Origin of the sequence: Leucobacter sp. USHLN154 (genome assembly GCF_037145595.1) — a bacterium.
GTDB lineage: Bacteria > Actinomycetota > Actinomycetes > Actinomycetales > Microbacteriaceae > Leucobacter > Leucobacter alluvii.
The window spans coordinates 165887-191393 of the sequence record NZ_JBBCXF010000005.1; the positions used below are offsets into that span (position 1 = coordinate 165887).

26 protein-coding genes are annotated in these 25507 nt (G+C 67.8%); 13 read left to right on the plus strand and 13 right to left on the minus strand.

The genetic code is table 11. From position 1 onward, the window contains the following. Nucleotides 1-2: 2 nt before the first annotated feature. The 4 genes from WFH23_RS10550 to WFH23_RS10565 form a co-directional block, all read right to left on the minus strand. Nucleotides 3-242, minus strand: a complete 240-nt coding sequence (locus tag WFH23_RS10550) for an exodeoxyribonuclease VII small subunit (RefSeq protein ID WP_090150910.1) — start codon at nt 240-242, stop codon at nt 3-5. A gap of 44 nt (nt 243-286) precedes the next feature. Then, nucleotides 287-1321 (minus strand): ABC transporter permease, encoded by a 1035-nt coding sequence (locus WFH23_RS10555; RefSeq protein ID WP_211648838.1) that lies wholly within the window; start codon nt 1319-1321, stop codon nt 287-289. A gap of 11 nt (nt 1322-1332) precedes the next feature. Continuing rightward, a complete protein-coding gene (locus tag WFH23_RS10560) occupies nt 1333-2805 on the minus strand; it encodes a sugar ABC transporter ATP-binding protein (RefSeq protein ID WP_336662485.1) in 1473 nt (490 codons plus the stop codon). A gap of 73 nt (nt 2806-2878) precedes the next feature. Next, the gene (locus tag WFH23_RS10565) at nt 2879-3865 is read right to left on the minus strand and encodes a sugar ABC transporter substrate-binding protein (RefSeq protein ID WP_090150901.1); all 987 of its coding nucleotides are present in this window, start codon (nt 3863-3865) and stop codon (nt 2879-2881) included. 252 nt (nt 3866-4117) lie between these two features. Here WFH23_RS10565 and WFH23_RS10570 point away from each other — a divergent pair, with 252 nt between their 5' ends. Further along, nucleotides 4118-5251 (plus strand): class II histone deacetylase, encoded by a 1134-nt coding sequence (locus tag WFH23_RS10570; RefSeq protein ID WP_090150898.1) that lies wholly within the window; start codon nt 4118-4120, stop codon nt 5249-5251. A gap of 57 nt (nt 5252-5308) precedes the next feature. Here the strand turns inward: WFH23_RS10570 and WFH23_RS10575 are convergent, their stop codons facing one another. Continuing rightward, complete coding sequence (locus WFH23_RS10575) at nt 5309-5830, minus strand: Lrp/AsnC family transcriptional regulator (protein WP_090150895.1); 522 nt, start codon at nt 5828-5830, stop codon at nt 5309-5311. Between the two features lie 51 nt (nt 5831-5881). After that, nucleotides 5882-7117, minus strand: coding sequence for an exodeoxyribonuclease VII large subunit (gene xseA / locus WFH23_RS10580; protein WP_090150890.1), 1236 nt, complete (start codon nt 7115-7117; stop codon nt 5882-5884). A gap of 134 nt (nt 7118-7251) precedes the next feature. Between xseA and WFH23_RS10585 the strand changes: the two genes are divergently transcribed. Further along, nucleotides 7252-8283: a 4-hydroxy-3-methylbut-2-enyl diphosphate reductase gene (locus tag WFH23_RS10585; protein ID WP_090151407.1), complete on the plus strand. Its 1032-nt coding sequence runs from the start codon at nt 7252-7254 to the stop codon at nt 8281-8283. Between the two features lie 48 nt (nt 8284-8331). Here WFH23_RS10585 and WFH23_RS10590 read toward each other — a convergent pair whose 3' ends face one another. Next, the gene (locus WFH23_RS10590; protein ID WP_336662486.1) at nt 8332-9096 is read right to left on the minus strand and encodes a DUF6264 family protein; all 765 of its coding nucleotides are present in this window, start codon (nt 9094-9096) and stop codon (nt 8332-8334) included. After that, nucleotides 9096-10124 carry a class II fructose-bisphosphate aldolase gene (gene fbaA, locus WFH23_RS10595; protein ID WP_090150884.1) on the minus strand — a complete coding sequence of 343 codons (1029 nt, stop codon included), beginning with the start codon at nt 10122-10124 and terminating at the stop codon, nt 9096-9098. Before fbaA ends, WFH23_RS10590 begins: the two co-directional genes overlap by 1 nt. A gap of 64 nt (nt 10125-10188) precedes the next feature. Between fbaA and glpX the strand changes: the two genes are divergently transcribed. After that, nucleotides 10189-11172: a class II fructose-bisphosphatase gene (gene glpX / locus WFH23_RS10600; protein ID WP_090150878.1), complete on the plus strand. Its 984-nt coding sequence runs from the start codon at nt 10189-10191 to the stop codon at nt 11170-11172. A 75-nt stretch (nt 11173-11247) separates the two neighbouring features. On the opposite strand, the gene WFH23_RS10605 is transcribed toward glpX, so the two are convergent. From WFH23_RS10605 to WFH23_RS10615, 3 genes are all read right to left on the minus strand, one after another. After that, nucleotides 11248-12126 (minus strand): HAD hydrolase family protein, encoded by an 879-nt coding sequence (locus WFH23_RS10605; protein ID WP_336662487.1) that lies wholly within the window; start codon nt 12124-12126, stop codon nt 11248-11250. Nucleotides 12127-12175: 49 nt separating this feature from the next. Then, entirely contained in the window at nt 12176-13600 is a 1425-nt protein-coding gene (gene rmuC / locus WFH23_RS10610; protein ID WP_336662488.1) for a DNA recombination protein RmuC, read from the minus strand. 70 nt (nt 13601-13670) lie between these two features. Then, nucleotides 13671-14255 carry a 3'-5' exonuclease gene (locus tag WFH23_RS10615; protein WP_211648831.1) on the minus strand — a complete coding sequence of 195 codons (585 nt, stop codon included), beginning with the start codon at nt 14253-14255 and terminating at the stop codon, nt 13671-13673. 144 nt (nt 14256-14399) lie between these two features. Here WFH23_RS10615 and WFH23_RS10620 point away from each other — a divergent pair, with 144 nt between their 5' ends. The 4 genes from WFH23_RS10620 to WFH23_RS10635 all read left to right on the plus strand — a co-directional run bounded on the left by WFH23_RS10620 (nt 14400) and on the right by WFH23_RS10635 (nt 18472). Continuing rightward, nucleotides 14400-14759 carry a DUF2200 domain-containing protein gene (locus tag WFH23_RS10620; RefSeq protein ID WP_200331385.1) on the plus strand — a complete coding sequence of 120 codons (360 nt, stop codon included), beginning with the start codon at nt 14400-14402 and terminating at the stop codon, nt 14757-14759. A gap of 101 nt (nt 14760-14860) precedes the next feature. Next, entirely contained in the window at nt 14861-15934 is a 1074-nt protein-coding gene (ychF, locus tag WFH23_RS10625) for a redox-regulated ATPase YchF (protein ID WP_090150862.1), read from the plus strand. Between the two features lie 656 nt (nt 15935-16590). Beyond that, nucleotides 16591-17823 carry an ATP-binding protein gene (locus WFH23_RS10630; RefSeq protein ID WP_336662489.1) on the plus strand — a complete coding sequence of 411 codons (1233 nt, stop codon included), beginning with the start codon at nt 16591-16593 and terminating at the stop codon, nt 17821-17823. Nucleotides 17824-17854: 31 nt separating this feature from the next. Next, complete coding sequence (locus WFH23_RS10635; protein ID WP_336662490.1) at nt 17855-18472, plus strand: DinB family protein; 618 nt, start codon at nt 17855-17857, stop codon at nt 18470-18472. A 19-nt stretch (nt 18473-18491) separates the two neighbouring features. Here the strand turns inward: WFH23_RS10635 and WFH23_RS10640 are convergent, their stop codons facing one another. After that, nucleotides 18492-19970 (minus strand): peptide MFS transporter, encoded by a 1479-nt coding sequence (locus WFH23_RS10640; protein WP_090151397.1) that lies wholly within the window; start codon nt 19968-19970, stop codon nt 18492-18494. A 141-nt stretch (nt 19971-20111) separates the two neighbouring features. On the opposite strand from WFH23_RS10640, the gene WFH23_RS10645 reads away from it, so the two are divergent. Both WFH23_RS10645 and WFH23_RS10650 read left to right on the plus strand, forming a co-directional pair. Beyond that, nucleotides 20112-20345 carry a DUF4287 domain-containing protein gene (locus tag WFH23_RS10645; RefSeq protein WP_442918736.1) on the plus strand — a complete coding sequence of 78 codons (234 nt, stop codon included), beginning with the start codon at nt 20112-20114 and terminating at the stop codon, nt 20343-20345. Nucleotides 20346-20421: 76 nt separating this feature from the next. Continuing rightward, nucleotides 20422-21174, plus strand: coding sequence for a GTP pyrophosphokinase (locus WFH23_RS10650; RefSeq protein WP_090150807.1), 753 nt, complete (start codon nt 20422-20424; stop codon nt 21172-21174). Nucleotides 21175-21227: 53 nt separating this feature from the next. On the opposite strand, the gene WFH23_RS10655 is transcribed toward WFH23_RS10650, so the two are convergent. Continuing rightward, the gene (locus WFH23_RS10655; RefSeq protein WP_336662491.1) at nt 21228-22466 is read right to left on the minus strand and encodes a multidrug effflux MFS transporter; all 1239 of its coding nucleotides are present in this window, start codon (nt 22464-22466) and stop codon (nt 21228-21230) included. A gap of 51 nt (nt 22467-22517) precedes the next feature. On the opposite strand from WFH23_RS10655, the gene WFH23_RS10660 reads away from it, so the two are divergent. From WFH23_RS10660 to WFH23_RS10675, 4 genes are read left to right on the plus strand one after another with little or no spacing between them, the layout of a single operon-like run. Then, on the plus strand, nt 22518-22973 hold the full coding sequence (locus tag WFH23_RS10660) for a MarR family winged helix-turn-helix transcriptional regulator (protein WP_090150801.1): 456 nt from the start codon (nt 22518-22520) through the stop codon (nt 22971-22973). A 47-nt stretch (nt 22974-23020) separates the two neighbouring features. Further along, a complete protein-coding gene (locus tag WFH23_RS10665; protein WP_336662492.1) occupies nt 23021-23812 on the plus strand; it encodes a phosphotransferase in 792 nt (263 codons plus the stop codon). Further along, entirely contained in the window at nt 23809-24744 is a 936-nt protein-coding gene (locus WFH23_RS10670; RefSeq protein WP_336662493.1) for a homocysteine S-methyltransferase family protein, read from the plus strand. The genes WFH23_RS10665 and WFH23_RS10670 overlap by 4 nt, the downstream gene beginning before the upstream one ends. A gap of 9 nt (nt 24745-24753) precedes the next feature. Next, a complete protein-coding gene (locus tag WFH23_RS10675) occupies nt 24754-25482 on the plus strand; it encodes a hypothetical protein (RefSeq protein WP_336662494.1) in 729 nt (242 codons plus the stop codon). The last annotated feature ends 25 nt before the right edge of the window (nt 25483-25507 follow it).

Sequence of the window (25507 nt, forward strand, 5' to 3'; positions counted from 1 at the left end):
GGTTACGCGTCACCTCCGACGGATCCGTCGCCCGCGTTCTTCCGCGCCGCCTCGAGTCGCTGTCGCGCGCCGAGCAGCCATTCCTCGCAGCGCGACGCCAAGCTCTCGCCGCGCTCCCAGAGCTGCAACGATTCTTCGAGGGTCGCTCCGCCCTGTTCGAGGCGGCTGACCACCTGGATGAGCTCGTCGCGCGCTTCCTCATACGAGAGGGAGGCGGGATCCGGAACCACCGTATCTGCCATGCGTACGAGTCTACCCGGCGCTCCTGACACCGATGTCGACGGAGTCAGCGTCGCGGCGGGGCCTCCTCGCGCTCAGCGCCGTCCGCCGGATCCTGGGCGACGGCGCGCTTGCCGAGCTTCGCCCAGGACGATCGGATCATGCGCTGGATGGAGCTGTCGAGGGCCACCGCGATGATCAGGGTGGCGCCGACGAGGATCGTCTGCAGGAACGGCGACGCCTGCATGAACACCAGACCGGCGCGCAGCACGCGGAAGAAGAGGAGACCCGCGACGACGCCGCTGATGCGGCCGACCCCGCCCTCGAAGGCGACCCCGCCGAGCAGCACGACGGTGAGCACCTCGAGCTCCAGGCCCGATCCGATGTTCGGGTTCGCCGACTGCACCTTGGCCGAGAGGAACAGGCCGGCGAGTGCGGCGAAGGCCCCGGTCGCGACGAAGAGGAGGAAGCGGGAGCGCTGCACGTTGACGCCCATGAGGCGCGCGGCGCGCTCGTTCCCGCCGATCGCCTTGACTGACTTGCCGAAGGTCGTGTGGTTGAGCACGTACCATCCGAGCGCGATGACCGCGACGAGCGCGATGATCTGAATGGGGATCGGGCCCACCTTCAACGTGCCGATGCTGCGAAACGCCTCGGGGAGCTCTGCGCGCGGAATGGTGCGCCCATCGGAGAGCAGGAGTGCGAGCCCGCCCCAGACGCTGAGAGCGCCGAGCGTGACGACGAAGGAGTTGAGCCGCAGGTAGGCGATCAAGAACCCGTTGAGCGCCCCGGCGGCGACCCCGGTGGCCACGGCGGCGATGAAGCCGAGCAGTGTCGAACCCGTCGCGCTCATCGCGAGGCCACCGGTGATCGCGGACGCCGAGGCGACCGAGCCGACCGAGAGATCGATGGTGCCCGACATGATGAGGAATGCGGCGGGAATCGCGATCAATCCGAGTTCTGCTGCCTGCAGCAGTATGCTCTGCCCGTTGGCGAAGGTGAAGAAGTTGGGGCGGAGGATGGAGAAGACGGCGACGAGCACGATGAGAGCGAGGAAGATGCCGTTCTTCGCGGCGAAGATCTTGAGGCGTTCGGCGTTCATGAGGGGTCCGTTCAGGCGCGGGTCGGCTCGGCGATGGCGAGGAGCGAGGTCAGGAGGTCTTCGTTGAAGGTGCTTGATCGTGGGACGTCGACGAGCTGATCGCCCAGCATCGTGTAGGCGCGGTCGCAGAGGCTCGCGATCTCGTCGGACTCGCTCGACGCCACGAGGACTGCTGCGCCGCGGGCGGCGGCGGCTCGCGTCGCTTCGACGATGTCGAGCTTCGCGCCGACATCGACGCCCTGCGTGGGCTGCGAGAGGATCAGCAGCGCAGGTTGGGCGGGGTACAGCCACCGAGCGAGCAGATGCTTCTGCCGGTTGCCGCCTGAGAACTGCGAGATCTCGGCATCGGCCGAGGGGCCGCGGATGTCGAGGGCGCTGCGGGCGCGCTCATAGACCTCAGCACCCGATTTCGCCGATACCCACCATCCACGAGCCGCGCCTGCTGAGTGCCACGGGAGCATGACGTTGTCGAGCGCGGTTTCAGAGGCGATGAGTCCTTCGGTGTCGCGATCGGGTGGGACGAAGAAGACGCCGCGCTTGATGGCTTGCGCCGGTGAGGCGAAGCGCACGGGCGCCCCGCCCAGCGTGTAGGGCTGCGGAGTATTGGCCGCCCCCGCGAGCTGCGCCGCGATGTCGAACTGCTCGCCGCCGGCCATGCCGAACAGGCCGACGACCTCCCCGGCGCGTGCGCGAACGCCTCCGCCCGGAGTGTCGATCGCGACGACCTCATCGCCAGGTGCGACGTGGGTGAAGTCGAGCGAGCGCAAGTCGGGAACGAGCGCATCCGCGAGCTTCGCGGGCGTGAAGTCGCTCGACGGTCCGTCCACGACGAGACGCCCGCCGCGAAGCACCACGATGCGCGTGCACACCTCCATGATGTCTGGCAGGCGATGCGAGACGTAGACGACGGCGATGCCGCGCTGCGCGAAGCCTCTGATGAGGTCGTGCAGCGCATCGGTCTCGGCCCGGCCGAGCGCTGCGGTTGGCTCGTCGAGCAGGAGCACCTTCATCTCGCCCGAGAGCATGCCGCGTGCGATATCCACGAGCTGCCGTTCACCGAGTCCGAGCGCTTCGACCGGGATCTCGAGCGGAATGTCGGCCCCGACGGCCGCGAGCGCCTGGCGTGCCTGGGCCCGCCGCTCCGCGACCCGGGGAGCTCTGCGTGCGAGAAAGAGGTTCTCGAGCACCGACATGTTCGGGGCGAGCGCAGGTTCCTGATGGATGACGGTCACTCCGTGCTGGGCGGCCTCGCGCGGGGTCAGCCGCTTGTCGATGCGTGCGCCGTCGATGCTGAACGCTCCGCTGCTCGCATCGATCACGCCCGTGGTCACGTTGAAGAGCGTGCTCTTGCCAGCGCCGTTGTGGCCGAGCAGTCCGACGATCTCGCCGGGGGCGATCGCGAACGTGATGTCTTCGAGTGCGCGTGTCGCACCGAAGTCGACGGTCACGCCGGTGTACTCGAGCCGATACTGATGGTCGACCATGCGGGGGTCCTCTCGTCGCACGCTACGGGGTCATCGGGGCGCACCTCGGCCTCTGGGCGCCCCGATGGGAGTACTACTGGTTCGCGAGCAGGAAGTCCTCTGCGTTCTCGCTCGTGACCTCCGTGACCGGAACGGACTGATCCTCCACGGGTTCGCCCTCCGCCGCGTCGACGAGCATCTGCGCGTTCGCTTCGGCGAGCTGTCGTGCCGGGGCGATGTACGCGTACCGCCAGAACGAATCCGGCTCCATGATGACCTCGAGTTCGGCGTCCGTCGCATCGAGGTTGAGCAGGAGCATGCTGTCGTCGGTGGGCGAGACCCCCGAGTCGGTGAGCGCCTGGTAGGCCCCGAGAGCCGGGTCGTTGGCGATGGCGAGCCAGACCTTCGTGTCGGGGGCCGCGTTGAGCTGATTCTGCACGGCGGCGTACCCGTCGTCGAGGCTCAGCACCTTGTGCTCGGTGATGTCGAGATTGAGATCGGCCGCGTCGAGGGCGTCGAGCATGCCCTGGCCGCGGAGCCGCCCGAGATCGGTGTCGGGCCAGCCGAGGAAGGCGACGTCGACTTTCTCGTCGCCGTAGGTCTCCGCGATCCATTCAGCGGCCTTCTCGCCGGCCTTCTTGCCATCGGCCTCGTGATCGAGGGTGACGGCCGCCGTCACGCCATCCCACGTGCTGCCGTAGCCGAGGATCGGGATGCCGGCGTCGGTCGCCTGCGTCGTGACTGCGACCATCGCGTCCGACTGCACGGGGTACCCCATGATCGCCTTGATGTCGCCTCGGACGAGCCACGACTCCCAATCCTGCACCTGTGTCTGGGCATTCCACTTGGGGTCGTCGGTCACGAATTCGTAGCCGGCGTCGGTCACGATCGTCTCCATGAAGGGGAGCATGTCGTTCCAGATCTGGATGTCGAGACCGGCGAAGCTCATCGCGACGGCGCCCTTCGCCTCGGACCCGGATGACGCGTCGCCTCCGGTGCTGTCTGAAGTGCATCCGCTCAGTGCGAGCGCTGCGGCAGCCGCGAGTGCGACGCCGCCGGATAGTGCACGGGTGCGTTTCATGAGTTGACTCCTTCGTCGGGGTGCTCGGAGGGCACCGGCGCCCTCCGTTGTCGAGCCGACCCTGGCCCGCAGCGTCACTATGACAACACGTTTGAATCCCTAAAGTCAACGGGAAGAGTGTTTCATTTATGTTTCGACATTCAAACGGTGCATTTGTTTGTGGATCGTGAATTCTTGAGGCTATGGTGGGGGCCATCGGGACGCAGCGCCATCGGGCGCGGATCGCCGAGCGAAGCTGGAAGGACAACCGCAATGGAGCGCAGGACCGGATACGTCTGGCACGAACGATACGCATGGCACGACACCGGCACGCACGCCGGCATCTACCCCTCCGGGGGATACGTGCAGCCTTACCAGAACTTCGAGAGCCCGGAGTCGAAGGCTCGGTTCGCCGGCCTCGTCGAGGTGTCGGGCCTGTTGGAATCGCTCGTGCGGATCCCTGCGCGCGAAGTCGATGCGGCGGATCTGCTGCGCGTGCACACTCCGGAGCACGTGGAGCGCATCCGAACGCAATCCGAGCAGGCCGGGGGAGACGCCGGCGACGGGTTCTCCCCGTTCGGTCGCGGAGGGTACGATCTGGCGCGCCTCGCGGCAGGCGGCACGTTGGTCGCGGCGGAGGCGGTGCTCGACGGCGTCGTCGACAACGCGTACGCGCTGGTGCGCCCTCCCGGCCATCATGCGGAACCGGACCAGGGGCGGGGATACTGCCTGTTCGCGAATGTGCCGGTGGCCATCGAGGCGCTGCGGGCCGCGGGGAAGGTGCAGCGGGTGGCGATCTTCGACTACGACGTGCATCACGGCAACGGTGCGCAGAAGATCTACTGGGATGATCCGAATGTGCTCACGATCTCGGTGCATCAGGATCGCCTGTTCCCGGTCGACAGCGGACTGGTCGACGAGCAGGGCGCTGGCGCTGGCGCGGGAACGAACATCAATGTGCCGCTGCCGGCGGGTTCCGGCGACGGCGCCTACTGGTCGGTCGTCGACGAGGTCGCCCGACCGGCGATCATCGCGTTCCAGCCCGATCTCATCCTCGTATCGAGCGGATTCGACCCCTCGGCGTTCGACCCCCTCGGGCGCATGAGCGTGACCTCGGAAGGCTTCCGCGGGATCGCCGAGCGGTTGCTCGCGATCGCCGATGAGGCGTGCGGCGGGAGGATCGTCTTCTCTCACGAGGGCGGCTACTCGGCAGTGCACGTCCCGTTCTGCGGCATCGCGGTGCTCGAAGTGCTGAGCGGTGTGCGCACGGGCGTCGAGGATCCGTTCGCGCTCTCGGTGGGGGGATCGCCGACCCGTGCACTCGCAGACTGGCAGACAGCCGTGATCGAACAGTCCGCGTCACTCGCGCGCGCGCTCGGACTCGTGGTCGATCGAGAGGCCGACTGACCGGGCCGGCGCCTTCGGCCGGATCGATTCGCGCACCGGCGATCGATCCGGTCGGCCTCAGCGCCCGTTCCGCAGCGGGAAGATCGGGCGATGGGTGTGCACCGAGTCGTAGAGGAACGTCTCGATGTGCGATACCCCGCGGATCTCCCGGATCTGCCGGTTGATGAGCGTGAAGAGCTCGCCGGGCGACGTCGCGTAGACCTCGACGAGGATGCTGAACCTGCCGGAGCCGAGCACGACGTAGCGAACGCCCTCGAAGGCCGCGATGCGATCGGCTACGGCGTCGATGTCGCCCGACACCTCGATCTGCAGGCTCGCGATACTGCTGAGCCCGACTGCATTCGGGCTCGTCACTCCGATCACGCGCACGACTCCGCGCTCCTGCAGCCGCTTCACGCGGGCGCGAGCGCCGCCCGGCGTGAGCCCCACCTCGTTCGCGAGGTCGGAGTAGCTCATCCGGCCGTCGCGCTCGAGCAGCACGATGAGCTGTTCGTCGAGCTCGTCGAGCACTCCGAACGGCTCGTGGGGCTCGGCCGAGTGGGCTCCATCGTCGGTCCCGGGCTTGCGCGCTTTCGCCATGACATGCAGTATCGCACGCTGAGGCTGGCGGGGATCGTGCTCCTGGTGCTCCTAGCGCTCCATCGCCTCGACGTCGAGGGCGCCACCGGCGAGCGAGAGTCTGATCGGAGCGCCAGCGACCGCTTCCGCGGGGTCGCGGAGCACGGACCCGGCAGCCCCCGAGTCGTCGATGACCTGCGCGATCGCGTAACCGCGCTCGAGCGTCGCCCGAGGAGAGAGCGCGGCGAGTCGTCCGCGCACGTCGGCGAGCGAGCGCGAGCGGTCCTCGATCGCGCGGTCGGCGAGTTCCGTGCCGCGAGCGATCCACCGGACGAGCTCCTCGGCGCGCTCGTCGATCAAGCGGTCGGGCGCCGCGAGAACGGGACGGCCGCGCAACTGCGCAATGCGATCCGTCTCGTGCGCGAGCAGCTGCCCGAGCCGCGTGGTGAGGCGGGCGCGGGCCTGATCGAGGCCGGCGAGCTCCTCGCCGACGTCGGGCACGATCCGCTTCGCAGCATCCGTCGGCGTCGATGCGCGCAGATCGGCGACCTCGTCGAGCAACGGGCGATCCGCCTCGTGGCCGATGGCACTCACGATCGGGGTCGTCGCCGCGCTCGCCGCACGGATCACGCGCTCGTCGCTGAACGGCAGCAGATTCTGGAAGTCGCCGCCGCCGCGAGCGACGACGATCACTTCGATCTCGGGATCCCGGTCGAGCGCCTCGATGCCTGCGGTGACCTCGCCGGCCGCGCGATCCCCCTGGACTGCGGCGTAGTGGATCGTGAACTGCACGCCCGGCCAGCGGAGCGTCGCGTTGCGGATCACATCTTTCTCCGCGTCGGAATCGCGCCCGGTCACCAGCCCGATGCGGCCGGGGAGGAACGGGAGGCGGCGCTTGCGGTCGGCGTCGAACAGGCCCTCGGCCTGCAGCTGCCGGCGCAGACGCTCGAGCCGTTCGAGGAGCTCGCCGATGCCGACGTGCGAGATGTCGAAGACCTGCACCGTGAGCGAGCCGCCCTTGACCCAGAAATTCGGCTTCACGAGGGCGACGACCCGGTCGCCGGGCGAGAACTCGCTCGACAAGCGCTGCGCGACCGAGCGCCAGACGGTGAAACTGATCGTCGCATCCTGGTGGAGGTCGCGCAGCTTGCCGTACACGTGACCGCCGCGCAGCTGCCACTGCGTGATCTCCCCCTCGATCCAGACCTGGCCGAGCCGGTCGATCCACGCGGCGATCTTCTCGCTCATCTCTGCGACGGGCCAGGGGGCCTCCCTCGTCGCGGGACCGGTGGAGGGTGCGTCTGCCATGGCACCAGCCTAGTTGTCGGTGCCGGCCGCCTCCCCGGCGGAGATGCGCAGGCGGCGGCGGTAGAATCTGCCTCATGAACGACACCCAGGTGCGAGACCAGCGCACGATCGGGGCGCCCGTGGTGACGCTCGCGATGCCGCGCATGCGTCGGCAGGCCGGGCGGTTGCGCGATCGGCCCGTGCTGGGCGAGAAGAAGGTCATTCTCGCGGCGCCGCGCGGATACTGCGCTGGGGTGGATCGCGCGGTCGTGGCGGTCGAGAAGGCCCTCGTGCGCTACGGGGCGCCCGTCTACGTGCGCAAGCAGATCGTGCACAACGTGCACGTGGTGAACACGCTCGAGAAGATGGGCGCCGTCTTCGTCGAGGAAGTGGACGAGGTGCCGGAGGGAGCGCACGTCGTCTTCTCCGCGCACGGCGTCTCTCCTGCAGTGGTGAACGAGGCTGCCGACCGTGGTCTGCACGCGATCGACGCCACCTGCCCGCTGGTGACGAAGGTGCACCGCGAGGCGGTGCGCTTCGCGAAGCAGGATCTCGAGATCCTGCTCATCGGCCACGACGGCCACGAGGAGGTCGAGGGCACGGCGGGAGAAGCGCCCGACCGCATCACGATCGTGAACTCGCCCGACGACGTCGACGCGCTCGAGGTGCGGGATCCCGATCGGCTCGTATGGCTCTCGCAGACGACGCTCTCGGTGGACGAGACGATGGAGACGGTACGCCGCCTGCGCGAACGATTCCCGAACCTGCAGGACCCGCCGAGCGATGACATCTGTTATGCGACGCAGAACCGTCAGGTCGCGGTCAAGCAGATCGCGCCTCAGACGGACCTCGTGCTCGTCGTCGGGTCGGAGAACTCGTCGAATTCAGTGCGGCTCAAAGAGGTGGCGCTGGAATACGGCGCGCGCGCCGCGTACCGCGTGGACTTCGCGAGCGAGGTGCGCCAGGAATGGCTCGACGGGGTGCGGACCGTCGGTGTGACGAGCGGCGCATCGGTGCCGGAGGTGCTCGTGCAGGAGCTGCTCGACGACCTCGCCGATGCGGGATACCGCGACGTCGAAGCCGCCGTGACCGCGGAGGAGGACCTCGTGTTCTCGCTTCCCAAGGAGCTGCGCCAGGACGCGGCGGGCAACCGCGATGCCCGCGCGCTCGGCGGACGCGTGCGCTGAGCACGACTGCGGGAGCGCCCGATGCTCGATCGGGCGCTCCCGGTCACGCTACGGCTGGCTCATCTCCGCGAGCGAGTCGAGCAGCTTCTGCATCGCGTTCGGGTCGGAGGCGGCGGTCATCAGCTCCGGGACGTTGACGAGCACGACGGTCGACACGATGATCGTGCCGATCACGACGATCGCACCGGCGGTGAGCGGCACCCAGAAGGCGAGCTTGCGCGCGCGCATGCGCTGGATCGAGAAGATGAGACTCACTGCGAAGATCGCGAAGATCGCGATCGCCGTCACGGTGCCGACGGTGCCGATCCACGACGGGACCGTGAAGTCCTCGAGCTCGAACGCCGACGCCATCAGGGAGAAGCTCGCCGGAAGGCCCATCATCGAGGCCGCGAAGTTCAGCGAGCCGAACATGCCGAGCACGAGCAGGATGATCGTGATGACGCGATCCGCGGTACGAGGCTTCTGCTGCGGGGCGCCGCTCGAGTACGTCGGGGCCTGCTGCTGCGGAGCCGGGTCGCCGCCAGACTGCGGTGCTGGAGCGCGGTACGGCTCGGGGTCGCGGGTCCCCGATGCGGGCGGTGCGGGAGGCACAGGCGCGACCGCTCCCGCCCCGTCGCCTCGAGCGCCCAGGTTGTGCGGTACGCCCGTCACCGGAGTGCCCGCGAGGTTGCGCGTGGGCGACGCCACATTCGGGCGTGCGTCGTCGCTCGTCTCCGGCTTCCACTCCCACCCCTCCGGGGCCAGTTCACCGTAGGCCGGGCGCGGGCGATCGGCCGGGCGCGCCTGCGGCGCTTCGTCGCGAGGGAGTGACACTACGCGCTCACCGACTTCCCTGCGGAGCCGAGCTGCTCCGCGGCGACGGCGACGCGCGCCGCCATCGCGGACTCCGTCACCTTGCCCCAGGCGCGCGGATCGTACTGCTTCTTGTTGCCGACCTCGCCGTCGATCTTGAGCACGCCGTCGTAGTTCTTGAAGAGGTAGTCGGCGAGGGCGCGCGTGAAGGCGTACTGCGTGTCCGTGTCGATGTTCATCTTGATGACGCCGTTGCGCACGGCCTCCGCGATCTCCTCGGCGGACGAGCCGGACCCGCCGTGGAAGACGAGATCCAGCGGCTTCTCGCCGACGCCGTACTTCGCCTGCAGACCCTGCTGGATCTCGGCGAGCAGCTCTGGGCGCAGCGAGACCCCGCCCGGCTTGTACACGCCGTGCACGTTGCCGAAGGTGAGCGCGGTGAGGTAGCGGCCCTGATCGCCGAGGCCGAGGGCCTCGACGGTGGCCACCGCGTCGTCGAGGGTCGTGTAGAGCTGGTCGTTGATCTCGTGGCTGACGCCGTCTTCTTCACCGCCGACGACGCCGATCTCCACCTCGAGCACCACGTTCATCGCGGAGAGGCGGGGGAGCAGTTCCCGTGCGATCTCGAGGTTCTCAGGCAGCGGAACGGCCGAGCCGTCCCACATGTGCGACTGGAAGTAGGGCAGCCCGCCCTCGGCGACGCGCGCCTCGCTCGCAGCGACGAGCGGCAGGAGGAAGTCGTCGAGTGCGTTCTTCGGGCAGTGGTCGGTGTGCAGCGCCACCGTGACGTCGTAGGCCTTCGCGACCTCTTCCGCGTACTTGGCGAACGCGATCGCGCCGCCCGCGCGGTTCTTCACCGTGTGCCCCGCGAGATAGTCGGAGCCCCCCGTCGTCACCTGGATGATTCCATCCGACCCCGCTTCGGCGAAGCCCTGCAGGGCGGCGTTGAGGGTCTGCGAGCTCGAGACGTTGACCGCGGGGAACGCGAACGCTCCGGTCTTCGCGGTGTCGAGCATGGCGGCGTACTGTTCCGGTGTTGCAACGGGCATGTGCGCTCCTTGACTTCGTAGGGGTCCGCTTCGTCGCACCAGTCTACGCGGTAGGGTTGCAGCTATGACTGAACCTGTTTCGCTGGGCGAATGGCAGCCCGACCGCAACCTCGCAATGGAGCTCGTGCGCGCTACTGAGGCGGCCGCGATGCGTTCGACACCGTGGATCGGACGCGGCGACAAACTCGCGGCTGACGGCGCTGCGGTCGACGCGATGCGTCGTTTCCTGTCGACGGTGAACATGCGCGGCACTGTCGTCATCGGCGAAGGCGAGAAGGACGACGCTCCCTGGTTGTACAACGGCGAGGTCGTGGGCAACGGCGAAGGCGCCGAGTGCGATGTCGCGGTCGACCCGATCGACGGCACCCGTCTCACTGCAGAGGGCCGCCCGGGCGCGCTCTCGGTGATCGCGGTCGCCGATCGCGGCAGCATGTACGATCCGTCGGCGGTCTTCTACATGGACAAGCTGGTGTGCGGCCCCGTCGGCGTCGGCGTCGTCGACATCCGCCGTCCCATCGGTGAGAACATCCGCGCGCTGGCCCGCGCGAAGCAGGTCGACGTGTCCGACATTCGCGTGGCGGTGCTGGATCGGCCGCGCCACGAGCAGCTCATCGCCGACATCCGCGCGGCCGGTGCCGGTACCCGCCTGCTCATGGACGGAGACGTCGCCGGTGGCGTGAACGCCGCCCGTTGGGATTCGAACATCGATCTCTGCGTCGGCATCGGCGGCACGCCCGAGGGCATCATCACGGCGTGCGCGGTGAAGGCGCTCGGCGGCGTCATTCAGGGGCGACTCTGGCCGAAGGATGATGAGGAGCGCCAGCGCGCGATCGATGCTGGCCACGACCTCGATCGCGTGCTCGAGGCGAACGATCTCGTCGCGAGCGACAACTGCTACTTCGTCGCAACCGGTATCACGGATGCCGAGTTCGTCGACGGGGTCAAGCGCAACGGCCCGTTCGTGCGCGCCGAGAGCATCGTCATGCGTGCGCACTCCGGCACCATCCGCCACGTCACGAGCGATATGGATCCCAACCGCTGGTCGTGATCGGGTGATGTCGAAGGGTCCGGGTGCAGCGCGCCCGGACCCTCCGACGTTTCGCCACGGCGCCTGCGTGCGGAGTCAGATCTCGAACGGCGCGTCGGTGGGGAAGTGCTTGCGCAGACTGAGTCCCACGCCCTCCTCATCGTTCGAGAGTGTGCGTTCGACGTGCGGTGCGACGGTCAGCGTCGAGTCTGCGTTGCCCATGAGCACGCCGATGCCGGCGGCGTCGAGCATGGGCACGTCGGCCTCGGTGTCGCCGAAGGCGATGACCTCGTGCAGGTCGATGTCGAGGTGGGCGGTCAGTGATGTCAGTGCGGTGTGCTTGCGCGATGCGGTGACTTCGAGCACGCGGGCGGAGAAGTGCGCGAATGCGCCCGGCAGTTCGCGGTCGATCGCCGCCTTGATCGGTGCGAGGGCGTCGGGGTCGCCACGGAACATGACTTTGAAGACCGGGTCCGCTGGGATGGCCGGGGGCGTGCCGTCTCCGATCGTATTCGGCCAGATCGAGGTGTTGCGCGCTTCACGCAGCCCCCAGAATCCCATGTCGCTGACGTGCCACTCCGCCGCGGTGTAGAGCCCGACGTGAACGTCGGCTCCGGCGGCCGCTTCGAGTATGCGCGCGACGTCGTGACGCTCGAACGGATGCTCTTCGAGCACGACGAGCCGCTCGCCTTCACGCACTCGTATCGTGCCCCCGCCGAACGCGATGTGCGACGCCGGCACCCCGAGCTTGCGCTCGATGATCATGGAGGCGGCGATGGCGCGCGCCGTGACGATCACGAGCTGCGCCCCGGTCGCGACCACTCGCGCGATCTCGTCCCGTGTGAACGGCATGATCTGCTTCGCGCTGTTCGTGAGCGTGCCATCGATGTCGATGGCGAGCAAACGGGGAGTCACCGAGGCATCAGTGCGCGGCGGGCTGGGAAACGGGGTGCGCGGGTGCGCGTCGGATGCCATGGTCATACGCTAACGCAACCGCCCGTCTGCATCTGGCGCACTGGAATGCTCACTCGTCGTCCCACAGGCTGCGCGTGGCTGATTCGGGCTCCGCGCTCGGTACGAGATCGTCGATCGCCTCAGCCGCACTTCCGGCGGGCTCCAGTGTCTCCACTGCGCGCAACCGCTTTTCGACGGCGCGCGTGCGGCGCCCCGCCTCACTCACCGTGTTCTGCGCAGTGGCGAGCTGCTTGCCGAGTTTCTCCCAGACCTGGCCGTACTTCTGGAATTCGCCCTTGGCCGCGCTCAGCACCTGCCACACCTCGGAGCTGCGGCGCTCGATCGCGAGGGTGCGGAATCCCAATTGCAGGCTGTTGAGCAGCGACATCAGCACGGTCGGTCCGGCCACGGTGACCTGGAACTCGGACTGGAGCCTGCTGGTGAGACCGGGGCGTCGTATGACCTCGGCGAACAGGCCCTCCGTCGGCAGGTACATGATGCCGAAGTCCGTCGTGTGCGGCGGCTCGAGGTACTTGTCGCGGATGAGCTTCGCCTGCGTGATGATCACGCGCTCGACGACCTTGCTCGCGGCCTCAACCTCGGCGCGATCGCCGCGCTCCTGAGCTTCGAGGAGGCGCTCGTAATCCTCCTGCGGGAACTTGGAGTCGATCGGCAGCCAGACGGTCTCGTGATCTTCGCCGCGTCCGGGCAGTTTGACGGCGAACTCGACGCGCTCGGCAGAGCTCGGGCGCACGGCCACGTTCTCCGCGTACTGCTCGGGCGTCAGCATGTCTTCGAGCTGACGCGCGAGCTGCACCTCGCCCCAGCTGCCGCGATTCTTCACGTTGGTCAGCACGCGCTTCAGCCCTCCGACATCGGAGGCGAGCGTCTGCATCTCGCCGAGCCCTTTCTGCACCTGTTCGAGTCGATCGCTCACCAGCTTGAACGATTCGCCGAGTCGCCGTTCCAGCGTTCCCTGCAGCTTCTCGTCGACGGTCTCCCGCATCTTCTCGAGCTTCGCCTCGTTTCCCTGCCGCAGCTTCTCGAGTTCCTCTCGCAGCACCTGCTGCAGTTCCGCCTGCTTCGCCACGTGCACCTCGCCGAGGGTCTGCACGCGCCGCGCGTTCTCGTCGAGCGACGCCTTCAGGCGCTGCTGCAACTGCTCGCCGACGGCGACGCGCACTTGTTCGAGCTTCGCGTCGTTGGCCTCTCTGAGGTCGTCGAAGCGCGCTTCGACGCTCGATCTCAGTGCGTTCTGCGAGGAGAGCGCCGCCTGCGCTCCGGCGTGCACGCGATCAGTGATGGCGGAGAGCGATTGCCCGATCTCGTTGCGCTGCGCGGAAAGATCCTGGCGGATCTCGCCGGAGACGCCGCGGAGATCGGCGCCGGGAGTCGACGCCGCCCCGCCCCGCCCCGTGCGTATGAGCACGGTGACGAGCACGGCGATGAGGAGCAGCAGGTTCAAGCTGAGGAGCGTGACGGTCAGAGTGTTCATGTTCTCCCGGGTTTCTGGATCGAACGTGCGTTGCCCTCACGCTGCCGCATACCACCGACATTCGCGCGCATCACAGCTTCAGGGGGATCGCCTTCAGCTGCTGAATGCGCACCCCGGTCTGCTTCGCGAGCGCTGCGACCGAGTCGACGGCGTGCCGGCGCGCGGCGTCCGAGATGATCGCGGCGCACGCCTCGGCGTCCGCCAGCGCGTCGTGATGCGCGAATTCGCCGTAGCCGGCAGCCGCCGCCGAAAGCGGGAGCCGGTGCGATGGGATCTCGTACGTCTTGCGCGATATCTGCACGCTGCAGAGGTATTTCAGGCGAGGGGTCGGAGTCACGGTCTCTGCGCATGCCGCACGGATCACGCCCATGTCGAAGCTCGCATTATGGGCGACCGTCACGTCGTCTCCGATGAACTCCCGGAGGTCGGCCAGCTGCCCGGCCCAGTCGCGGGAGTCCGCGACCATCGCCGGCGTGATCCCGTGGATTCGGATGTTGAAGGGGAGAAAGGCCTCGTGGCCGGAAGGCGGACGGATCAGCCAGTGCACGCGATCCACCACCTCGCCTGCGCGCACTCGAACGAGGCCGACGGAGCATGCTGACGAGGGGTGGCTGTTCGCGGTCTCAAAATCGATGGCGGTGAAGTCGACGGGCACGGTTCAACTCTGTCACACGCCCCTGACACTCTCGGGCGCGGCCCAGCAGGGCGAGCCCGGACCCGCGAGGCGCGGCGCTCAGTGCGAGAATGGGAGCGTCAGCGCGTCGGATCATCAGAGCATCAGTCGAACCGGAGGCATCCCATGGCCGAGCACCGCATCTACTCGACGAGTTTCGCGAGCGTCTACGTGCACTACGTCGCCAAAGCTGAGCGCAAGGGGCACACGCGAGGCGAGGTCGATCAGGTCATCGGCTGGCTCACGGGCTACGACGCGGACGATCTCGAACGCATCGTCGCCGACGAGACGGACTTCCGCACGTTCTTCGCCGAGGCGCCGCGCATGAATCCGAACGCGAGTCTGATCACCGGTCTGATCTGCGGCATCCGCGTCGAGGAGATCGACGATCCGCTGATGCAGCAGATCCGCTACATGGACAAGCTCGTCGACGAAGTGGCTCGCGGCAAGAAGATGACGTCCATTCTGCGCGGCACTCCCGCCTGAGGCTTTCGCCTCGCCGCCGCACCGCCGAGGTTGTCGCCGGCACGGGCACCGGCACCGGCACCGTCGCTCAGGGCGGCCAGAGCCGCGTAGACTCGTCTCCCGTGGCTCTAACTATCGGCATCGTAGGTCTTCCCAACGTCGGCAAATCGACACTGTTCAATGCGTTGACGCAGAACGACGCGCTCGCGGCGAATTATCCGTTCGCGACGATCGAACCGAACATCGGCGTCGTGAACCTGCCCGACCGTCGGCTCGACGTGCTGGCCGAGATCTTCGGCTCGGAGCGCATCCTCCCGGCTCCGGTCAGCTTCGTGGACATCGCCGGCATCGTGCGCGGCGCGAGCGAGGGCGAAGGGCTCGGCAACCAGTTCCTCGCGAACATCCGCGAAGCCGATGCGATCGCCCAGGTCGTGCGCGGATTCTCCGACCCCGACGTGATTCACGTCGACGGCGCGGTGAATCCCGCGAGCGATATGGAGACGATCAACACCGAACTCATCATCGCCGATCTTCAGACCGTCGAGAAGGCGCTCGTGCGCTTCGAGAAAGAGCTGAAGAACAAGAAGATCGACCCCTCGGTCGTCGAGACGGCGAAGGCGGCTCAGGCCGCGCTGAACGAGGGCAAGGTGCTGTCGCAGGCCGGCCTCGATCTCGAGCCGATCAAGGAGCTCGGCCTCCTCACCGCGAAGCCGTTCCTCTACGTCTTCAACGTCGACGAGTCGGTGCTGCAGGATCAGGCGCAGCTCGACCAGCTGGCATCCCTCGTCGCGCCGGCGCACGCCATCTTCCTGGACGCGAAGATCGAGAGCGAACTCATCGAGCTGGACGCCGAGGACGCGGCCGAGCTGCTCGCCTCGATCGGTCAGGAGGAGAGCGGCCTCGATCAGCTCGCGCGCGTCGGCTTCGAGACGCTGGGGCTGCAGACCTACCTGACGGCTGGACCCAAGGAAGCCCGTGCCTGGACGATCAAGCGAGGCGCCACGGCGCCGCAGGCGGCCGGCGCGATCCACACCGACTTCGAGAAGGGCTTCATCAAGGGCGAGATCATCTCGTTCGAGGACCTCGTCGAGGCCGGTTCGGTCGCAGAGGCCCGCGCCAAGGGCAAGGCGCGCATGGAGGGCAAGGACTACGTCATGCAGGACGGCGACGTCTGCGAGTGGCGCTTCAACGTCTGACAGTGCGAGAGGCTACCGAGCACCCATTCGGTGAGATCCTGGCTCCGTCGTCGCTCATAACCCCTGACGTTGAGAGTTCTCCACAGATCATCACATTCCGGATCGGCATCTTCACGCAGGGATTGAGACTCGATCCATGGGTATCAGATTTTACGCATATGCATTCGACCATGGGCTGAGGGACCGGGCTCGGGACGATCCCCGTAGCCGGATCGCAAGCGACCCGCTCGCCGACGCGTGGGGGCTTGTGCCGCACGCGACCGTCAGTCACGCCACCTTTGAGCAAACCGTGTTTCACCGGGACATGCTCTATCTCGACAAGGCTTGGCGAGAGCTGCAGCTGCTTACTGGTCCGTGGAGACTCGAAGGCACTGCGAGACCGGCCTTTGCGATGTTCGAGGGAGAGGTGGCGATGCGCGACCTCGGGTGGGAGGCATGGGTTGCAACGTGCGCATGAGTTCGTGGCCGGGCTCGTTGCAGATGGCCGAGGCATGGTCTACATGATCGGTTAAGCCTGCGCAGGTCCCCGGAAACTGTCTGGGTTCGCGTGATCATTCGATGACGGAAGATCGAGACGCGCAATACGCTCGTTTACCTGAGCGCGCCCGCCGAGTTAATGTTAACAAATTTGCTTAACTTCGAGTTAACATTATCGTATGCGCGATGCGACTGATAACCCCTTCACGCCCGGGTCCGACACACTGCCCGAGGTGTGGGCAGGGCGAGCGGCGCAACTGCGCGACTGGGCGGATATCGTGAGGCCTCGGCTCCTCGCCGGACTTCCGGAGCGAGGGCGCACGATCGTCGGCGAACCCGGTCTGGGGAAATCGACGCTGGTGCGCAGGATCGCCGCTCGTGCTGAAGCGGACGGGGCATGGGTCACGCCCCAGGTGCGGCTGCCCGCCGGCGCCGATCCGTTGAAGGCCGTCGCCACCGCCGTGCTGCGCCTCGCCGACTTCGCCGGACTCTCCGCATCGCGCGAGCGCCGCATCGCCGAGGTGCTCGACCGGGTGCGGCAGGTCGCCGCGAGCGGAATCTCGCTCACCATCGACCGAACAGCCGGCCCCGAACCCTACACGGCGCTCACCGACCTCTTGGTCGCGGTGGGCACCGCCGCGGTGCGGGCGCGCACCGTCGTGTTGATCCACATCGATGAGATCCAGAACGTCACCGATGAGAACGCCCTGTCGCAGTTGCTCATCAGTCTGGGCGACGCGATCACGGCCACGATCCGCACGGATCTGCCGGGCGGCGAGGTGCGCGACCGTTCGCTCCCGATCGCCGTATACCTGACGGGGCTGCCGGAGTTCGCGGAGAAAGCCTCCTCGCGCACCGGGGCGACGTTCGCTCGACGCTTTGCGACGACCACGCTCGAACCGATCTCAGACGGTGAGATCCGTCTCGCTCTCGCGCCCTTCATCGACCCTGGATGGTCAGTGCCGGACGGGGCGGGCGCGATGACCGCCGTGCGCATGACCGCAGACGCAGTCGACGCGCTCGTCGCCTTGTGCCACGGTGAACCGTTCCTGTTCCAGCTCGCCGGCGAGCGCGCCTGGTACGCCGGTCACAGCGCGGTGATCAGTCGCGAGGACGTGCTGATGGGCTGGGAGGCGGCGAAGCACGAGGCCGTGGCGCACGTCGAGCGGATCCTCGATCGCCTCCCTGCGAAAGAACGCGAATTTATCGAGTACATGGCAGCAGCGGAGCCCGGCCAGCGCACCGCGACGGCGATTGCGAAATCGATGGGTTACAGCCGAGCCGCGAACGTCGGCCCGTTCGCGCAGCGCCTCGACACCGTCCGGGGCATCGTTTCGCGGGGTCGACGCTACGCCTTCCGCCATCGGGCGCTCGAGGCTTACCTGACCTCCAATTGGCCGGAGCAGGGCTGACTCGACTCGAGTGGCTCGGTACGCTGTCGGCATGGAACACGATGAAGATCACAACGAGGAGATTGAGCTGCTGCTGCGCTACCTGCAGGTCGGCCGGGAGGCACTGCTCTGGAAACTCGAAGGTCTCAGCGAATACGACGCGCGTCGGCCCTTGACGCCGACCGGAACGAACCTGCTCGGCATCGTGAAGCACGTGGCGAGCACGGAGTACGGGTACCTCACCACGTGTCTTGGCGGCGACGGGGGCATCGAAACGCCATGGATGACGGAGGATGCGCCTGACAACGCGGACATGTGGGCCACCGCGGCCGAGAGTCGTGAAGATATCGTCGGCCTGTACCGGCGCGTGTGGGCGAGCGACGATGCAACCGTGCGCGAGCTCGGCGCTGACGCGTCCGGGGCAGTACCTTGGTGGAGCGGAGAAGCGGTGACCGTGCGCCGGCTGCTCGTACACATGATCGCCGAGACCCACCGGCACGCGGGTCACGCGGATATCTTGCGCGAGCGCCTCGACAACATGGCCGGGATGCGTGCGGAGGCGTTGAACCTGCCGCAGAACGACCCCGCATGGTGGGGCGAATACGTCGCCGAGGTCGAAGCCGCGGCGCAGAAGGCCGCTGCGGCGGCGGGGGAGACGATCCCCGACTGAGCGACCGCGCTGCTTCCCCTCAGCGAACGCCGCGCATGAGGCGCAGGATCGGCGCCTTCACGGTCGCGAGCACGATGCCGACGGCGATCGACGCCAGTCCGATGGTCAGGAAGTACGGCACTTCGTCGTCCGTCGAGTACAGGCCGGACAGGGCGCCGGCGGCCGCCGACCCCAGCGCGATCGAGAGGAAGTGGAGCGCGACCATCTGGGAGTGGAACGCGTGGGGCGAGAGCTTCGTCGCCAGCGACTGGCCCACCGGGGAGATGCAGAGCTCCGCGAAGGTGAAGAGGAGCAGGATGAGCACGATGGCGTAGAAGGGCACCGAGCCGTCCGCTCCGCCGGAGAACGGGATGAACGTGAGGAACGCGAGCCCCATGATCATCGTGCCGAGTGCGAACTTGATCGGCGTGCTGGGCTGGCGCTCGCCGAGCTTCGTCCACATGGCCGCGAAGACGCCAGCGAAGATGATGATGAAGACCGGGTTGATCGAGGTGACGACGCTCGGGGGAAGCTCGAAACCGAAGAGATTGCGGTCGAGTCGCTGATCGGAGTAGATCGCGAGCACGGTGAACTGCTGCTGGAACAGCGTCCAGAACACCGCGGAGGCGATGAAGAGCGGGATGTAGGAGAGGACCCGGCTTCGCTCGTCCGACGTGACCCGCGCACTCGCGCCGATCACCGAGAAGAGGCCGATCGCCGCGACGATCGTGAGCGCGACGACGATGATCGAGAGATTCTCGGCGCGCAGCAGGCCGAGCAGCGCCGCGACGGTGATGATGGCGATCGCCGCGACGAGGATCACGATCCACCGCAGGCGCTCGGGCCGCGTCAACGGATTGGTGGGGCGGGCGCCAGATTCGGTGACCGTGTGCCGACGCAGCAGCACGTACTGCAACAGGCCGAGCGCCATGCCGAGAGCCGCGAGGCCGAAGCCCCAGTGGAAGCCCTTCCAGCCCCAGACGAGGCTGGTGAGGAGCGGGCCGATGAAGCCTCCGATGTTGACGCCCATGTAGTAGATCGAGAACGCGGCGTCGCGCCGCACGTCGTTCGGCTCGTAGAGGTCGCCGAGCACCGTCGACGTCGTCGTCTTGAGAGACCCCGCGCCGAGCGCCACGCTGACGAGCCCGACACCGAGCCCGACGACGCCGGGGAAGACGGCGAGGGCGATGTGCCCGAACATGATGATGACCGCTGCGCTCACCAGAGTCTTCTCGGCGCCGAGCACGCGGTCGGCGACCCAGCCGCCCAGGACGGACGAGAGGTAGACGAGTCCTCCGTACGCCCCGACGATGGACGTCGCGGCGGCCTCGGACATGCCGAGGCCGCCTTCCGAGAGGGAGTAGTAGATGTAGAACGCGAGCAATCCCTGCATGCCGTAGAAGCTGAACCGCTCCCACATCTCGACGCCGGCGAGGTTCGCGAGGCCCCACGGGTGCCCGAAGAAGCCGCGATCCTGTCGGGCAGCGGCCGTGTCCACCGTGCGCTTCTGCTCGGTCATGATGTCCCCCCACGCTCCGCGGTCGAGCCGCGGGCGGTTGTCGTCGTGCAGTGCAGACATCAGCATAATGCCGACTGTTCGCTTCGATTGCCCGCCGTGCTAGCGTGGCCGTGCGGCAACCCATCTGGGTGGAGCCGCACGATGGCACTCGCGGAGGAGGCGTCCATGTCGGAGCAGGTCACCGGCCCGAAATCGTATTTCCCGTCGATCGAGCAGAAGTACGGGCTCAGCATCGACGCGTGGTTCGAACGGCTGCGACCGCTCGCCGGGCAGAAGCACATGGAGCAGGTCGCGTTCCTGAAGGAACAGGGCATGGGGCATGGACACGCCAACGCGCTCGTGCACGTGTTTCGCGCGGAGCACGAGGGTGCGTGACGACGGTGCTGCGCTGCACCGCCCCACGCGATCGATCTGTCAGGTCGTTCGAGCAGCCGAGAGGTAGCCTGAATCCATGAGTAATCCGACGGCCTCTGCGCACGACGAGAACGCGCACGAAGACCCCGCTGACGATCAGATCACGATCTCGCCGAGTGCACTCCGAACGCTCGGCGATCAGATGCAGCGCTTCATGCTCGAGTACCGTTTCGCAATGGAGGAAGTCGAGACCAAGCTCGCGATTCTGCGCGAAGAGTTCCTCCACATGCACGAGTACAACCCGATCGAGCACGTCTCGAGCCGGGTGAAATCCGTTGAGAGCCTGGTGGCGAAGCTCGAGCGGCGCGGCATCGGCACCGATTTCGATGTGATTCGAACCGAGATCTACGACATCGCCGGAGTGCGCGTCACCTGCGCCTTCATCCGCGATGTCTACCAGCTCTTCGATCTGCTCACGCAGCAGGATGACATCACGGTGCTCGAGGTCGAGGACTACATCGAGACCCCGAAATCGAACGGGTACAAGAGCCTCCACACGATCATCTCGGTTCCGGTCTACCTGTCGACGGGTCGCGTGGACGTTCCTGTCGAGGTGCAGTTCCGCACCATCGCGATGGATTTCTGGGCGAGCCTCGAGCACAAGATCTATTACAAGTACGAACGACAGGTGCCCGACACGCTGATCCGCGAGCTCAAGCACGCCGCCGAGACGGCAGCTGAGCTCGATACCCGTATGGAGCGGTTGCACGTGCAGATGCACGGCGAGCCCCCGCTGCACACGGCGCCGCTCGAGCTTCGCGCGGTGCGCGACCGCATCCACCGCGTCTGAAACGCTGAGCGCGCGCCCGTCGAAACGTCGTGGCGCGCGCTCAGCGGTCCGGCTCAGGAGGGTGTCGAACGCTCGCGTCCGCTGGCGAACGCGATGAGCGCGACCGCGGCGGCGGCGACCATGATGACCGCGAGGGGCAGTGCGCTGCGTTCGCCGGCGATGCTGACGAACGGTGAGACGGCGGCGGCGAAGCCGAACTGCAGCGCACCGAGCAGCGCGGAAGCCGTACCTGCAGCACCGGGTACCGCCGATAGTGCGAGTGCCGTGACGTTGCCCATCACGAATCCGAGCGAGCCGACCACGACGAAGACGGCGGCGGCGAGGACCCAGGGAGACGTCCCGAGGAGTGCGGCGCCGAGCATGACGAGTGAGCCGACTGCGACGCCGGAGAGTCCGATCGCCGCGAGCGCGCGCGGGCCGACACGGGCGACGAGGCGGGCGGAGACGGCGCTCGTCACCACGAGTGCGAGCGCATTGAGGCCGAAGAGCAGCCCGTACTGCAGCTCGTTCGCGCCGAGCATCGACTGGTAGAGGAAGGGCGACGCCGAGATGTACGCCATCATCACGGTGAACGCTGCAGCGAAGGCCATGGTGTGGCCGAGGTACTGCCGAGAGATCAGTCGTCGTGCGGGCGAGCCCTGTGCGCGGCGAGCTTCGGCCAGCTGCGCACGTCGGTCGGCCGGCAGGGTCTCGCGCACGCCCCAGATGACGGCGACGAGCGTGCCGAGTGCGATCACGAGCAGCACAGCGAGCACTCCGCGCCAGCCGAGCGGATCGGCGAGCACCCCGCCGACCAGCGGTGCGATGACGGGCGCGATGCCGCTGACGATCATCATGAGGCTCATCGCACGCGCCGCAACGGCGCCGGTGGCGAGGTCGGAGATGATGGCGCGCCCGAGCACCATGCCCGCGGCGCCAGAGACCCCCTGCAGCACGCGCGCCGCGACGAGTACGCCGAGGTTCGGTGCGAACACCGCGGCGGCGCTCGAAGCGATGAGCACGATCGTGCCGATCAGCAGCGGGACGCGTCGGCCGTACCGGTCGGAGAGCGGGCCGAACACGAGCTGCCCGATCATAATGCCGACGAGAAAGCCGGTCAGTGTCAGCTGAACGCCGGTCGCGCTCGTGCCGAGTTCGCTCGCGATCGCGGGAAACGCTGGGAGGTAGAGGTCGATGCCGAACGGGGCGACCGCGGCGAGGAGACCGAGCACGAGGAGCAGGGCGGGGCCGAGGGCGTCGCTTCGGGAGACCTCGGTCTGCGGAGCTTGGACGGAGGGGGGTGCACTGGACATAACTAGTTATCTTACTATAAATATCTCGGGCAGGTGGCCTACGATGATCCTATGCACGATGCCGCGCCTGGAGACGACGCCTCAATCGCCGACCTGGCCGCCGCGGTCGTGGCCCTCGCGAGGGAGATCGAGTCTCGGCACGAGCACGCCGATTACATTCCATTGACGCAGACCGAGCGACTCGTGCTGGGCACCCTCGATCGCCACGGCGAGTCGGCGCCCGGCGCGCTCGCCGAACGTCTCGGCATGCAGCGATCCAATCTGAGCACCGCGCTTCGCGGACTCGAGGCGAAGGCCCTCGTGGCGCGCCGCCGCTCGAGCCCCGACGGCCGCGGCGTACTCGTGAGCTCCACTCCGCTCGCTGCGGAGAATCTGTCTCGACTTCGTGCGCGCTGGGCTGAAGTGCTCGAAGCGGTGACTCCGGAGGAGCTCGACGTCGCGAGCGTCGCCGACTCGCTCCATGAGATGACGCAGGCGCTGATCGAGCAGCGGCGGTCACGGTCGTGAGCTCGGTGCACGCCCGAGAGGACGCGGATTCCGGTACGGTGTGACGCATGGAGCGCGAGCATCTTCCGGGCGGGTCCGGCGGCGTCTGGCGCGTGCAGCAGGCGGACGGCGCGACACGCGTCCATCGCCCCACGGGTCCTTGGACGCCCGCGGTCCACGCGCTGCTCGCCTATCTCGACGAGCAGGGCCTCGACGGCATCCCGCGCGTGCACGGCATCGACGAGGACGGCCAGGAGATCCTCGATTACCTGCCTGGCCGCACGCTCGACCCGGAGCGCGACAGCGTCGACGACGCGGCGCTCGTCGAGGCGGCGAGCTGGTTGCGTCGATTCCACGACGCCGTGCGCCACTTCTCACCGGGAGCACTCGAGTGGCGGCAAGGCGTGCAGCGCCTCGAACCCGGCCAGGTCATCTGCCACAACGATCCTGGGCTGTACAACTGGGTGGTTCTGGACGACGGATTCGCCGGCATGATCGACTGGGATCGCGCGGGGCCCGGCGATCCGCTCGACGACCTCGCCTTCATGTGCTGGTCGGGCGTGCCGCTCCTGCGCGAGATCGATGCCGCCGATGCGGCGCGACGGCTCGAGCGTGCGGCGAGCGCCTACGGCGGAGTGACGGCGCGCGAGCTCTTGACAGCGGTGGAGGCTCGGATGTCGCTCATCTCCGAGCGGTGGCGAGCGGGGATCGAGCGCGGCGACCCGGGTACCCTCGCGCTGAGGGATGCGGGCATCATGGATCGCCATCACTCGCGTGTGGCCGGGTTCTTGCGGCGTCGTGCCGCGATCATGGATGCGTTGAGGGGCGACGCACCGCTGGAATCAGAGGAGGCATCATGACCATCATCGTGACCGACGGCGGCATCGAGACAGCGCTCACGGATCGACTCGGGCAGGAGCTGCCCGAGTTCGCGGCGTTCGTGCTGCTCGACTCCGCAGCGGGCAGGACCGCGCTGCACGAGTACTACGCGCCGTTCCTGGCGGTCGCCCGCGAACACGACCTCTCGTTGGTGCTCGACACCCCGACCTGGCGGGCGAACGCGGATTGGGGCGGGCGTCTCGGGTACGGCGCCGACGACCTGGCTCGCGTGAACGCCGACGCCGTCGCGCTCGTGCGCGAGCTCGACGAGGGGGATCCGCAGCCCGCGCCCGAGATCATCGTGAACGGTTGCGTCGGGCCCCGCTTCGACGACTACGTCGCAGGGGAACGGATGAGCGCGGCCGAGGCGGAGGAGTACCATGCCCCTCAGGTGCGCGCCCTTGCAGAGGCGGGCGCCGATCGTGTGACCTCCGTGACCACGCTCGACGCGGCGGAGGGCATCGGCGTCGTGCGTGCCGCCGCAGCTTCCCGCGTCCCGGTCCTCGTGTCCTTCATCGTGGGGGCGAGCGGGCTGCTCGCGGACGGCAGTTCCATCACCGAGGCGATCTCGGAGGTGGATCGCGCGACCGATGCGGCGCCCGAGGGGTACCTGATCAACTGCGCGCATCCGAGCGAGGTCGCCACCGGAATCGCGAGGGACGCCGGTGCTGCCGAGCTCGACCGCATCGTCGGGTTCCGGTTGAACGCCGCGGCCTCGGGCGACGACGGCGCAGGTGATGAGCCGCGCGCTTTCGCCGAGGCGGAGCTCGCACTGCGAGACCTTCTCCCGCTCACCACCGTGTTCGGCGGCTGCTGCGGCACCGACGCGCCGCACATCGCCGCAGTGGCCGAGCGTGCGCAGCGCGACGGGGCTGCCGACGATGCGAACGAGGCTCCCATCAGACGCGGTTAGGCTGTCGGCGTGAGTAAAGATCCATTCGAGGAACTCTTCGGACCAGCAGACGCCGAGCCGCCGGCTGAGACGCGACCCGTTCCGCCGGCGGAGCCGCAGCCCGTTCCGGCGCGCGACCGTCTCTCGTACGAGCAGGCGGAGCGCGTGCGCACGGCGCAGTTGTCGACGGAGCCGCGAAGCGAGGGGACGCGTGCCGCGCCCAAGGCGCTGCCCTGGATCGTCGTCGGCGCGGTTGCCGTCATCGCGATCATCGTCTGCATCGTCCTCGTGAACCTGGCACGCGGGGGATCGGATGACGGGAATGCCTCGAACCAGGAGCCGACCACAACGGCCGCTCCGAGCGCGACGCCGTCGCCGTCGAGCGGCGCCGATGACGCGGATGCCGACGACGCCGACGCGGAGGACACCGACCCGGATGAGGTCCCCGCGGTCGAGGTCGGACCGACCACGCCGCTCGACATCCCGGCGTGGGGCGTCACCTCGCAGCTCAGTCTGAAGTTCGGTATGACGAGCTACTCGATTCCCGACAATGTGAATCTGCAGCTGAGCAGCCCGCTGATCAATTCGCTGCCGGAGGAGTGCGCGGCCATGCGCACCCAGTGGGGGATCACGCAGGGGGCCGATGGCACCTACTCAGTACTTAAGCCCGCGGAGCGATGCGAGGCGGCGCCCGAGCTGTACGACGAGCTCTGGGGCCTGACCGACGCCTTTGCGAAGAGCATCACCCCCGCCGGCTGACGGGGAGGGTCGGAGCGAACCGGTC